The organism is Alteromonas sp. MmMcT2-2 (genome assembly GCF_022348305.1).
Classification (GTDB): domain Bacteria; phylum Pseudomonadota; class Gammaproteobacteria; order Enterobacterales; family Alteromonadaceae; genus Alteromonas; species Alteromonas macleodii.
Genome location: NZ_JAKRFA010000009.1, coordinates 79,478 through 92,403, shown reverse-complemented (window position 1 = coordinate 92,403; position 12,926 = coordinate 79,478). Strand labels below are relative to the sequence as shown.

Sequence of the window (12,926 nt, the reverse complement as noted above, 5' to 3'; positions counted from 1 at the left end):
AAGATAGATGCGCGTTTAATGCAGGTTCAATTTTCTAAAATGCACGGTTTGGGTAACGATTTCATGGTTATTGATAACGTTACTCAGAACGTCTTTTTCTCTAAAGAAAAAATTCAGCAACTGGCTAACCGAAACTTCGGCATTGGCTTCGACCAGCTGTTGATGGTGGAACCGCCTTACGATCCTGAACAAGACTTCCACTATCGTATCTTCAACGCGGACGGTTCGGAAGTAGAACAGTGTGGCAATGGCGCACGCTGCTTCGCACGTTTTGTTAAGCAAAAAGGTCTCATTAATCGCAACAAAATTATCGTAAGCACCAAAGCTGGAAAAATGGTGCTGTATCTTGAGAAAGATGGTCAGGTTACTGTGAACATGGGTAAACCTGAATTCGAACCTGCGAATATTCCACTTAAAGCCAATAAGCAAGAAAACACCTACATATTGCGAGTCGGCGAGAGCACGCTATTCATTGGGTCGGCATCGATGGGTAACCCACATTGCGTGATGGAAGTCGACGATGTTGATACTGCTAATGTGGCCGAGATTGGTCCGCTTGTTGAAAAGCACGAACGCTTCCCTGAAGGCGTAAACGTTGGCTTTATGCAAATAATCAATGAGTCACACATTAAACTTCGCGTATTTGAACGAGGTTCAGGTGAAACCTTGGCCTGTGGTAGCGGCGCTTGTGCGGCGGTTGCAATTGGCCAGATTCAGGGTAAATTAGGAAAAGATGTGCGGGTAGACTTACCCGGAGGCAGTTTACGTATACGCTGGCCTGGCCCAGATAACGTGTTAAAAATGACAGGGCCTGCTGAGCACGTGTACGACGGACATATAAATCTATGAGCGAATTATCAGGGCAGTCTAACGCTACGCAATTGATTGAGCCATTTAACGACACAACGGAATTGTCGAGTGCCGATGTGCGCGCGTTCTTGTTACAAAACCCTGAGTTCTTTGCCGAGCACTCCGACCTTCTTGAAAAAATTAAGCTTCCCCACGAGCAGAAAGGCAGTGTTTCACTGGTAGAAATTCAAAGCGATCAGCTTCGAAAGAAAGTTAGGCAGCTTAATTTTAAACTCAATCAGCTGGTGAGCATCGCTAAACAAAACGAAAAAATATATCGCGTTTACACCGATTTAAACGTGCAGCTTCTGCGCTGTGAAAGTGTTGCCGAAGTTCAGTTTACTTTGGAAGATGTGCTTCAAGAGCGTTTACAATTGTCGGCGGCGGTCATTAAAAGCTTTAAAGGTCCGCACGCGATCCCCGAACTACAGCAACGTTTATTTACTGAAAAACGCTTTAAAAGTACCAACTTTTTCTTTGGTCGATTATCTCAGCACGAACGCCAGCTTCTTTTCGGAGAAAGCCCTGCGGAGTCTGTAGCGCTAATGCTGCTTGGTGACAACCGTGAACTCGGTATTTTAGGTATTAGCAGCAGTGACGCCAGCCACTTCACTCCAGATATGGACACCCTGTTACTTCAACAGCTTCAGCAAGTGCTTAATATCATCTTGCCTGAAATGATGGGATATTAGGTGTAGTGTCTACGGACGCATTGATAAGCGAGCCTTGCCAGCAATGGCTAGATAAGTTTCTGCTACATCTACAGGTGGAGCGTGGGCTATCTCTTCACACCATCAAAAACTACCAGCGCCAGCTTACCGAAGTTGCAAAGTTACTTGGGCTTTACGAGTGGTCGGGACTAACGCCAAGCGACATAAAGCGGGTAATGGCTGATGCAAAGATGTCAGGGCACAGCCCGCGCAGTATAGCATTGCGCCTATCGGCACTTAGAACCTTCTGCCAATATCTTATCGATCATCAGCAACTATTCAGCAACCCTGTAGAAGGTATTCAAGCTCCGAAGCAAGGGAAGCCATTGCCTAAGCAACTAAGCGTGGATGAAATGCAGCAGCTTCTTAATGCCTCCCCCCGAAGCAGTGACGACGATGAGGGTATGCAATTACGTGATGTGGCTATGTTTGAGCTACTTTATGGCTGTGGACTGCGCTTAAGCGAACTGACTGGGCTCAATTTGGCCGACTGTCTAAAGGACGGTACGGTGAAGGTCATGGGTAAAGGAAGTAAACAGCGAATACTTCCGTTAGGCCGACACGCACAAAAAGCACTTAACGCGTGGTTAAAGGTACGCCCTGCCTACGCATCACCATACGAAAGTGCGGTCTTTGTGAGTAAGCGCAAAACCCGCATATCCAATCGACAAGTCGCTAATCGCCTCGATAAAATGGCAAGCGAACAGTCTCTGTCACAAAAAGTAAGCCCTCACAAACTGCGCCATTCCTTTGCTACCCACGTATTAGAATCCAGCGGAGATTTGCGTGCGGTTCAAGAGCTATTAGGTCATGCTAACTTGTCAACGACACAAGTTTATACCCATCTGGATTTTCAGCATCTCGCTAATGTTTATGACGCGGCTCACCCTCGCGCACATAAGAAATAACGCTACTAGAAGGTTTCCCAATGCAGTTTTTCAGGTCTATCAATAGTGTCGAGGCTATGACCTTCGACCTTGATGACACCCTTTACAATAATGAACCTATTATTCGATGCGCAGAGCAAGCCCTTCAAGCGCATATTGCTGAACATCACCAACAGGCAGCTAAGCTAACATCACTTGATTGGCTACAGCTTAAACGTGCGGCTATCGCCAAAGACGCGCGGTTGGCTTCTGATATGGGGCAGCTTCGTCGCGTTGTTTTAAGCGCTGCACTATCTGGCACGCCAGCAAACCAGTTATCAATAGTCCCTACAGAAGACACTGCATTACGTGCTGCTGTAGACAACTGCTTTAATTGTTTTTATGACGCTAGAAGCGATTTTGCATTAGCCAGTAATGTGCACCACACCCTCGATAAACTTAGCCAGCACTTACCGCTCGTTGGTATTACTAACGGCAATGTAAACGCGCAAAAAGTAGGGTTAGACCGTTACTTCACGGCGATCTTACACGCCAGTGTGGAACGGCCTATGAAGCCTGCTCAAAACATGTTTGATGAAGCGGCCTCACTGATAAAGGTAACGCCGCCGCACATTTTACATGTGGGCGATAATATTATTAAAGACGTGTTCGGTGCCATTAATGCAGGCTATCAGTCGGCATGGTTTGCATGTAATCGTCCAATGCAGTTGAAATTAGAACCCGTTTCAGTACTTCCACACGTTCAGCTTGATTCATTAGAAGAGCTTATTCAATTTGTCTAGGCGCTATTTATCTCGAAAATACAGACCTTTACTACTCATTCTTTTACGGGATGTGAACCTTTGAGTAAGCCGCATTATTAAAGGTCTAGAGAGCCGCACTTAGGGTGTATAGATTTTAACGCTCACTCGTTATACACTGAAAACTGAAGTCGTAGTTTTTGTGTCCTCATGGAAAAACCTGCTATCTCGAAGTCAAGGTCGCAACAAGCGTCCAAGGTAGATAAGCCAACCTCGAATGTTCATGAACATGCCGAGACAGGTCGTTCTTTTTGGCCGTTTAAGCCACTGTCTGGCTTGTATCAAGATATATTTATTATCTTGTCTTGGATTGCCATATGGCAAATTGGACGCATTGTTGAATACACTGAACACGCCAGTGTTTGGTTTCCTGCGGCAGGCTACACCCTTGCATGCTTCTTAGTTTTAGGTTGGCGCGCGGTAGTGCCTATTATGGTGGCGGCCATTGCGATTACCGTCTGGAATGGTCATAACTACTTGCTGCCGTTAAGTAACGTAGAAATGATGTGGGGCGGCGTGTTATTCGGCGTTGCACATATGCTCCCTTACTATGCAGGAGCCAGTGTTCTCGGCCATCTATTGAGAAAACCCGACGTCACCACACCCCAATTAATCGTCTCGTTCTTAATTATCGGCTGTATTTCGTCGTTAGTTGCCACGCAACTTGTCATTGGTTCACTTGTTCTCACTAATCAGATGTCAGCTGCGGATATTAAAGAGGCAATGCTGCCCTTTTGGATAGGGGATATGGCTGGTGTTGTAGTGCTTGCACCTCTTTGTGCTGGCTTGTTAGTAAAAATAAGTGCGGCTTCTAAAATAGACCTCTTGGCATTTTCTAACTGCGCTTCATCCGATTTACACAGCTACTTTAAAAAAGTGGCAGTCAATTTGGCCCTCATACTATTCGTCATGTTACTGGCAAAACTTACCCAGTCTCGTGACAGTGCATTTGCTATCTTTTTTCTCGCCATTACCCACATGTGGATAGCGTGTACTGAAAGTACGAAGCGCAATGTTATAAGCCTTGCAATAAGCAGCCTAAGCATTGTTTTGCTGGTGCATATATTCGCTTTAATGGATTACGTCAAAGTGTATCAGTTTGCACTCAACGTTATTGCAGCCAACGCTTTATTTGGTATAGCCATTCCTCAGTTACAAGCAGACAATGCTCTGCTCAAAGACCGTGTTTTTGTGGATACCTTAACCCAAGCTTATACGCGGGAGTATTTGGCCCAGCGCAGCGCACTTGAAATGGCTCAGAGCCGTGAATCGGGAAGTTCGCTTTATTTTGTTATGTTTGATTTAGATAAGTTTAAACGTATTAATGACGAATTAGGTCATGTAGACGGCGACAACGCATTGCGCCGACTAAGTCAGGTGACGAAGGATATTGTGCGTAAAGCGGATGTTTTTGCCCGTTTCGGCGGCGACGAATTTGTACTGCTTCTGCCTAATATCAGCGAGCAAAACGCCCTTAATTTGGTGGAAAAAGTACGTGAAGGAATAAACGCAATCGTTATTTCAGAAGTGTCATTATCATCGAGCTTCGGCGTCACTCTTATGCAGCAAAGCGATACACTCGAGACACTTATTCAGCGCGCCGACCGCGCGCTCTACGCATCAAAAGAAAAAGGTGGCAACACAATAACCCTCAAATAATGGGGTGGGAGTTATCTTCTAGTACGTTTTGGCGCATGGATTCACATGGGCTTTGACAAACCGGTCTCCCAACCACTTTAGCTGGAACACCCACCACAGTAACGTGAGCGGGAACGCTATTAAGTACAACGCTACCTGCGCCTACTTTTGAGCCTTCACCTATCTCAATATTTCCAAGGATCTTGGCGCCAGCGCCAATTAACACGCCTTGGCGAATTTTAGGGTGACGGTCGCCCGACTCGTTACCGGTACCACCTAATGTAACGCTCTGCAAAATAGACACGTTGTCTTCAACTACTGCAGTTTCGCCCACTACAATACCAGTTGCGTGGTCAAACATGACGCCTTTACCTATACGCGCAGCAGGGTGGATATCTACACCAAAGCTTGCCGAGTTGCGGCTTTGTAAGAATAAAGCAAGCTGATGACGCCCATGAACCCAAAGGTAATGCGCCATGCGATGTACTTGCACAGCATGAAAACCTTTAAAGTGAAGTAAGGGAGTAAGGTAATCGTTGACCGCCGCATCCCGCGCCTTAATCGCTAGAATGTCAGCAATAGCCGCTTCGCTGATGCCAGGCTCAAGTAAGTAAGCTTCATCGAAAACTTCACGAATGGCGAGCGCAGGCATGACGTCGTCTGCCATTTTGTTCGACAGAATAAAACTAAGCGACGATTCAAAGTTGTGATGTGCAAGAACACTGGCATGCACATAGCTAGACAGCAAAGGCTCTTTTTCAGCAACAACTTGCGCTTCTTGTTTTAGCGTAGACCAAAAATCGATGGGCGTTGTAAGTGCGGTCATGAGCATGTCCCGTTATATATAAATGCTGTGTTCTATCAGAAAATTGGGTAAGCAATCTAAACTTGTTCCTTGCTGGGCATATCTATGCTGACAAAAGGGAACGCGTAAAAGTTTACCTGAGTTTGATGTGATGCAATACCGATGTGATACCGACCAAGCGCATAATTCGATCAATTTATCGAATTAATTCGTTATAGCTAATAACCGTATCGTACATGTATACATCGTTGAAGCACTCTGCTCTCTCGCTGCGTCTAATTGAGTGCTTCCATTAATTTAATAGAACGTTTAGAGCACTCGTATCTTTCATTAACTAATACTTAAAATCATGATTGCACACGAACGTATAATGCCGTTGATGTTTATCTTCACTGGGAAAAACTGGACTGTATAAATTAACAGGCAGGTGGCATAATAGCGCGCTGCTGAATGTATAACACTATCAACTAACAGGTACCACACTATGGATGTATCTCGACTGCTAGACGAGCTAAACGACAAACAGCGTGAAGCAGTAGCAGCCCCACTATCTAACGCCCTAGTTTTGGCTGGCGCGGGCAGTGGTAAAACCCGCGTATTAGTGCATCGCATTGCGTGGTTAATGGAAGTCGAAAACATCGCTCCTTTTTCTATTTTGGCAGTGACCTTTACCAATAAAGCAGCCAAAGAAATGCGCGGCCGAATAGAGTCGTTGATGGGTCGCAGCCTGCACAATATGTGGATTGGTACCTTCCACGGGCTTGCGCATCGCTTACTACGCGCGCACCATGCAGAAGCCAACTTGCCTGAGAATTTCCAGATAATTGATTCGGATGATCAGTATCGACTTATTCGCCGCATTCTGAAGGCCATGAACCTGGACGAAAAGCATTGGGCACCTCGTCAAATTCAGTGGTACATAAATGGCAACAAAGACGAAGGCTTGCGCCCTCAGCACATTGAAACCCACGGCGATCATATTCAAAAGACCATGCGCGAAGTCTATGCAGCTTATCAAGACGCTTGCGACCGTTCAGGCTTGGTAGATTTTGCTGAACTGTTGCTACGCGCACATGAATTATGGGCTAAAAACCCAGAAGTATTAGCCCACTATCAACGTCGTTTCCGTGCAGTGTTGGTAGACGAATTCCAAGATACCAACAATATCCAATATGCATGGCTTCGTATGCTGTGTAGTGGTGGTAATAATAACATTATGATTGTTGGCGACGACGATCAGTCTATTTACGGCTGGCGCGGCGCGAACGTAGATAATATTCAGCACTTCCTGAAAGACTTCAACGAGCCTACTACTATTCGCCTTGAGCAGAATTACCGCTCTACAGGAAACATTCTTAAAGCGGCGAACACAGTTATCGACAACAATACGGGCCGTTTAGGGAAAGAACTTTGGACGGAAGACGCGCAAGGCGAGCTTATTTCTGTATATGCGGGTTTCAACGAGCTAGATGAAGCGCGCTTTATTGTTTCGAAAATCAAAGATTGGCTTAATCAAGGCAACGCCCTTACTGATACCGCCATTCTTTATCGAAACAACGCCCAGTCTCGAGTACTGGAAGAAGCCTTGCTACACGAAGGGCTGGCGTATCGCATATACGGCGGTCTGCGCTTCTTCGAACGCCAAGAAATTAAAGACGCCCTTGGCTATATGCGTATGGTGAGCCACCCGCACGACGATGCAGCTTTCGAGCGTGTAGTAAACACCCCAAGTCGCGGTATTGGTGAGAAAACCTTATCGCAAGTGCGCGACACCGCGCGAATGCACAACTGTTCAATGTGGCAGGCGTGTCAGTTGCTCATTAATGAAGGTGGCTTCAAAGGCCGCGCGCTAAACGCTATGCAAAGCTTTGTGTTGCTAATTACTGAGCTAGAGCAATCCACGTTAGATGAGCCCCTTGACCAACAAGCCGATAAAGCTATTCGCCAATCTGGTCTGTACGCTATGTACCAAGCAGAGCGCGGAGAAAAAGCTCAAGCACGTCTAGAAAACTTAGAAGAATTGGTTACTGCATGTAAGACCTTTATCGTGCCTGAAGAAGCCGAAGAAATGTCGCCTCTGGCAGCCTTTCTAGCTCATGCGTCGCTGGAAGCGGGTGAAACCCAGGCGGATAAAGACCAGGACGCCGTCCAAATGATGACCATACACACCGCCAAAGGCCTTGAATTTCCGCTGGTATTCTTAGCAGGTGTAGAAGAAGGCATGTTCCCTAGCCAAATGACCAACGACGAGCCAGGTCGAATGGAAGAGGAACGCAGACTTTGCTATGTTGGTATGACCAGAGCAATGCAAAAGTTGTATATTACTTATGCAGAAAGTCGTCGACTCTATGGCCAAGATAAGTATCATACTGCTTCTCGATTTATTCGCGAAATGCCAGCAGACTGCGTTGAAGAGGTTAGGCTGAAATCGACTATTTCGCGGCCCGTGCACAACCGCTTTAGCCAAGCGACGTCGCACGCCAGTTTTGAAGAAACGGGTTTTAGTTTAGGTGAGCGAGTTGTACATCGTAAATTTGGCGAAGGGATCGTACTTAACTACGAAGGGAGTGGTGAGCACGGTCGAGTTCAAGTAAACTTCGACGAATTTGGCAGCAAATGGCTGGTACTTGCTTACGCAAAGCTGGAGAAAGCGTAACATTGTTAATAGGCAAGGTAGCCTAAACCTAAGTTGAAATGTATGCAGCAACACGTGCTGATCATCGAAAATGGTGAAGGCAACCTTGAACTTATAGCGAAATTAGTACGCCGGGCAGGCCTTACCCCCGTTGGCGCGACGTCGCTGACAGAAGGCAAAGCACGGTTTTCGCAAAATATGCCGGAAACCTTTCTGTGTGCAATTGTGGCATACTCGCTTCCCGATGCACCAAAAGGCGAAGCCATCGACTTTACGGTTGAGTCTTTCATTCCCACCATTGCTACAACAGAAAGTTTAGATAGCGCCATTCGCGATAAAGTCCTAGAACGTGACGTTGTCGATTACATTCCCAAAGAAAATTCGCAGAACTACGACTACCTCAATCGTCTTATTAGCCGATTAGAAAAAAACAAGTCTACTGGTGTCGTCGTGGTAAGCACTAATCGGGTGTTGCGCTCAAAAACCGTTTCATTACTTCAGCGCCACAATTTTATTGCGTTTGAATGCCTAACGGCTACAGACGCTATGCAATGCTTGTCTGAACACAAAAACGTACGTCTTGTTATCACTGACAACACGTTACCTGATATGACAGGCACGCACTTTGTCGCCAGTTTAAGAAAAGCCTTTTCGAAAGAGCAGCTGGCAATTATGGGCGTTGCTGGAGGCAAAGGCATGTTAATGTCTGCGCACTTTATTAAGAGTGGTGCAAATGACTTCTTGCGAGTGCCCTACTGTCATGAAGAGTTCTTGTGTCGCGTGATGCAGAACGTGGAATATATTGAGAGCGTTGAAGAAATTCGCCGTGTGGCCAACACCGACTATTTAACAGGTTTGCCTAACAGGCGCCACTTCTTCTACATGGTTACTGTGCAACACCAAAACCTGTCTGAGGATCACGCTCTCGCCCTTATTGACCTAGACTTTTTCAAATCGATAAACGATACCCATGGCCATGACGCCGGTGACATTGTGCTAAAAGCCATGGCGGCCCTTATTGAGTTTTATTTTCCGGACGAAATTATCTCCCGCTTTGGTGGCGAAGAGTTTTGTATATACATGCCGTCAACACCACTAAAAGAAGCCTGTGAGCGTTTAGACGACTTCAGAAAAGTGGTGGAAGCGGAAATTATTCAGCTGCCTAAAAGCGACATTAAAGTGACCTGCAGTATTGGGGTAAGTGGCGCCCACACGCAGCGCGTAGATAAGCTACTAAGCCTTGCCGACAAGCAGCTTTACGCCGCCAAAAATAGTGGGCGTAACCAAGTGAAGTGCGAACCACCAGATGTTCCTCAGCAAGAGCAAGCTTCACTGCTTTAGCTTTTCACTCAATCAACCGGCGCTAAGCTGTCCGACGTTTAAATAAAGACTTGTGCGCAAAAGCCCCTACTCCACCGCTAGCTTTCGCGCTTTACGCTGACTGCGGTAATTAACTAGCGAGTCGGCACTAAACAAGATAAGCGCAAACCACACAAAGCCGAAGGTTACCAAGCGCGACTCTTCAAGCGGTTCGCCGTACAGGTAAACCGCCAGAATGAACATAAGCGTTGGGCCAATGTACTGAAAAAAGCCCAGCGTTGAATACATAATGCGCCTTGCTGCAGCGGTAAAACAAAGTAGTGGCGCGGTAGTTACAATGCCAGCCGCTAAAATAAGGGTATTTAGCGTGGCGTCGTTATTAAATAAGTTACTGTACTCAGAGCCAAAGAAGACCCAGTAAATAATAGCGAATGGCGAGAGCATTAAAGTTTCAATGAACAGGCCGGGTAGCGAATCTACTGCCACTTGCTTGCGCAATAAGCCGTACACGCTAAAACTTCCCGCAAGCACCAGCGCAATCCACGGCACGTGGCCGTAAGAGAAAATAAGAATAGCCACGCCAATAACGGCAAGCCCAACGGCTACACGCTGTAAGTTACGCAACCTTTCACCTAAGAAAAGTCGCCCTAAAAATACGTTGATAAGAGGGTTGATGTAATAACCAAGGCTTGCATCAAGAATATGGTCGTTATTAATTGCCCAAATAAACAAGAGCCAATTCGCCCCGAGTAACAAGCCAGCAACGAATAAAATCTGCATAACGCGCTTATTGCGAAGGGCGGCGCCCACTTTGGGCCACTGCTTTAGCGCGGCTATAAGCCCAACCAAAAGCACCACAGACCAAATTACCCTGTGCATTAGGATTTCAGCAGCCGGCAATACCATCAACTGTTTGAAATAAACAGGTGCAACACCCCACATACTATATGCGGCAATTGCACAAATAACGCCGACTTGAGCGGCACTGGCTTGCTTAGACAAGACTGACTCCAACGAAATTCGGGGGAAGAAGGCGCGTATTGTTTATCAGGTTTGGTGAATACACAACCCTTAACGCTTTCCAATGCGGCAAAGCACGTGTAACAAGCGGCATAATTAATGAAACGTAATTAACAAAAAATGAAAAAGCCCCACTAAATGTGCTCATTCAATGGGGCCTAAGATGCGTTCCTCATGAAAAAACAGGACAAGGTTTATCGCGGGAATGGTGCTACAGCAGAAACAGTGTGCCCAAACCTAAGAATGCTACAAAGCCTACAATGTCGGTTACGGTAGTCAAAATGACCGACCCCGACAGTGCTGGGTCTATTTTCAGCTTGTCCAATATTACAGGCACAAATACGCCTGCAAGTGCGGCGGCTACAATGTTGAACAGTATGGCCAAACAGATAACCAACCCTAACATGGCATCGGTAAACCAGAAATAAGCAACAACGCCAATTACCAAGGCCCAAATCACGCCATTTACGCCGCCTACTTTAAGCTCTTTCACCATCAGCGCCCGTAAGTTGGCAGGCGTGACCTGCCCCAACGCCAAGCCGCGTACAATCAGGGTTAGCGTTTGACTACCTGCAATGCCTCCCATACTTGCCACTACCGGCATCAGTACCGCAAGGGCAACCACTTGTTGAAGGGTGCCTTCAAACAATCCAATAAACCACGAAGCTAAAAATGCGGTAAGCAAGTTAATGCCAAGCCAAAGGGCACGATTTTTCGCACTTTTCGCCACAGGCGAGAATAAATCTTCGTCCTCATCCATACCGGCCGAAGCCATCACTTGGCGTTCGTAAAACTCGTTAACCAACTCACTTGCAGAGGTCACATCTAATCGGCCGAGAAGCTTGTTGTTTTCGTCAACTACCGGCAGCGACGCAAGCCCAGAACGTTGAACAAGTAGCGACGCATTCATAGTGTCGTCAGCCCCTTGAATGGTCGTCACACTTTCTTCTGACAAGTCGAATAGCGACACGTGATCTTGCGCATTGAAGAGGTGGCTAATTTTAACCAGCGCGGAAAATTGACCTGAGCGGTTCACCAAAAAAATGCTGTCACAATGCTGAGGTATGTCACGTCTTAATAAGCGTAGCCCTTCGCGCACTTTCGCGTTCGAAGGTAACACTAACTGCTCGTGGTTAACCCAGTGCCCTATTTGGTTATCGGGGAATTGTGTCGCTTCTCTGAAGTACTTACGCTCTTTAGAATCTAGTGATTCATAGGCCATGTCGACTAGGCGTTTTGGCAATGAATCAAGTAGTTCCAGTAAATCTTCTGCGTCAATATCAGCAAAAATAGATGCCCATTCGTCGTGCGGCGTATTGTCGATAAGAATTTCACGGGGGTCGCTACGCATCTCAACCAATACGTCGAGCTTACGGTCGCGAGGAATGCCTTCCCATACCGCCAAACGTTTTTCTACGGGCAACGATTCTAACAGTGATGCGATGTATACCTCGTCTTGCCCCGCAAGGGTGGCTAACAAGGTCGCCGGATCGTCACCCATACTTTCGGTAACAATCTCTTCAATTAAATCTGGTAATGGCTCTGCCATGCTACACCTCCCGTTAATACCGCTCACTTCCTTTACACAACGTAACAACAGGCATTGTGGGATGATGCAAACCTATTAAGACACTGCTATCCCAGCATATATGTACCCGTGCCAAAGGCTATATGATCGCCTTTTTCATTGTGCAATTCCATTCTACAAACCACTAATTTACTGCCCTTGCGTATAATCGTGGCTGTCGCAACAAAGCGCTCGCCTCTTCCCGGCCTTAAGTAGTCAACGCGCATATCGACTGTGCCCATGGTGGGCAATCTAACTTGAAGGTCCGCAAGGTGTTCACGTGCGGTTTGTTTGATGGTTTCTACAATTGAAACTAAACCACCGATGGTGTCTAGCATAGTCGCTGTTACACCGCCGTGTAGGATTTTTTGCATTGGATTGCCGGTCAGCGCTGGTTGCCAATCAAGGTGCAGGGAGATCCTTGTATCCAGCCCCTCTCCTTCAGTAACAAATTCCAAGCCCAGCAACTGGTTAAACGGCATAGTATCACGAAAAAGCGCAATTACATGTTTAATCATTAGTTCATGGTTTAGTGTTTCGCTGCCCTTAGCTTCGTCTTTATTAGTCGTTTTGTTATCCACTCGCTTTCCTTGATGAATTGATATTTGTAATGTGCTTATAAGCAACATTACTACCGAACGTAAGTTTGACGGAAATTCATCCAACCAATGATGTTGAATCAAAATAAATTATAA

Annotated in this window: 11 protein-coding genes; 7 read left to right on the top strand and 4 right to left on the bottom strand. The window is 46.4% G+C overall.

Going from position 1 to position 12,926, the window contains the following annotated elements; genetic code table 11:
- Positions 1-18: 18 nt before the first annotated feature.
- The 5 genes from dapF (at position 19) to MHM99_RS07905 (ending at position 4,905) form a co-directional block, all read left to right on the top strand.
- Complete coding sequence (gene dapF, locus MHM99_RS07925; protein ID WP_049587091.1) at positions 19-849, top strand: diaminopimelate epimerase; 831 nt, start codon at positions 19-21, stop codon at positions 847-849.
- Positions 846-1,541: a DUF484 family protein gene (locus MHM99_RS07920; protein WP_049587092.1), complete on the top strand. Its 696-nt coding sequence runs from the start codon at positions 846-848 to the stop codon at positions 1,539-1,541. The genes dapF and MHM99_RS07920 overlap by 4 nt, the downstream gene beginning before the upstream one ends.
- 5 nt (positions 1,542-1,546) lie before the next feature.
- Positions 1,547-2,467, top strand: coding sequence for a tyrosine recombinase XerC (gene xerC, locus MHM99_RS07915; RefSeq protein ID WP_049587093.1), 921 nt, complete (start codon positions 1,547-1,549; stop codon positions 2,465-2,467).
- A 20-nt stretch (positions 2,468-2,487) separates the two neighbouring features.
- Positions 2,488-3,228, top strand: a complete 741-nt coding sequence (locus MHM99_RS07910; RefSeq protein ID WP_239218820.1) for an HAD-IA family hydrolase — start codon at positions 2,488-2,490, stop codon at positions 3,226-3,228.
- A gap of 168 nt (positions 3,229-3,396) precedes the next feature.
- Positions 3,397-4,905 carry a diguanylate cyclase gene (locus MHM99_RS07905; protein WP_049587095.1) on the top strand — a complete coding sequence of 503 codons (1,509 nt, stop codon included), beginning with the start codon at positions 3,397-3,399 and terminating at the stop codon, positions 4,903-4,905.
- Here the strand turns inward: MHM99_RS07905 and cysE are convergent.
- Positions 4,898-5,710, bottom strand: a complete 813-nt coding sequence (gene cysE / locus MHM99_RS07900) for a serine O-acetyltransferase (protein WP_049587097.1) — start codon at positions 5,708-5,710, stop codon at positions 4,898-4,900. The two genes, MHM99_RS07905 and cysE, sit on opposite strands and share 8 nt — an antisense overlap.
- Positions 5,711-6,173: 463 nt before the next feature.
- Between cysE and uvrD the strand changes: the two genes are divergently transcribed.
- Both uvrD and MHM99_RS07890 read left to right on the top strand, forming a co-directional pair.
- Positions 6,174-8,345: a DNA helicase II gene (uvrD, locus tag MHM99_RS07895; protein WP_014977964.1), complete on the top strand. Its 2,172-nt coding sequence runs from the start codon at positions 6,174-6,176 to the stop codon at positions 8,343-8,345.
- Between the two features lie 42 nt (positions 8,346-8,387).
- Positions 8,388-9,665 (top strand): diguanylate cyclase, encoded by a 1,278-nt coding sequence (locus MHM99_RS07890; RefSeq protein WP_014977963.1) that lies wholly within the window; start codon positions 8,388-8,390, stop codon positions 9,663-9,665.
- A 66-nt stretch (positions 9,666-9,731) separates the two neighbouring features.
- On the opposite strand, the gene rarD is transcribed toward MHM99_RS07890, so the two are convergent.
- The 3 genes from rarD to MHM99_RS07875 form a co-directional block, all read right to left on the bottom strand.
- Entirely contained in the window at positions 9,732-10,646 is a 915-nt protein-coding gene (gene rarD, locus MHM99_RS07885) for an EamA family transporter RarD (RefSeq protein WP_014977962.1), read from the bottom strand.
- A gap of 229 nt (positions 10,647-10,875) precedes the next feature.
- On the bottom strand, positions 10,876-12,213 hold the full coding sequence (locus MHM99_RS07880) for a magnesium transporter (protein WP_014977961.1): 1,338 nt from the start codon (positions 12,211-12,213) through the stop codon (positions 10,876-10,878).
- 86 nt (positions 12,214-12,299) lie between these two features.
- The gene (locus MHM99_RS07875) at positions 12,300-12,812 is read right to left on the bottom strand and encodes a thioesterase family protein (protein ID WP_049587099.1); all 513 of its coding nucleotides are present in this window, start codon (positions 12,810-12,812) and stop codon (positions 12,300-12,302) included.
- Positions 12,813-12,926: the final 114 nt, after the last annotated feature.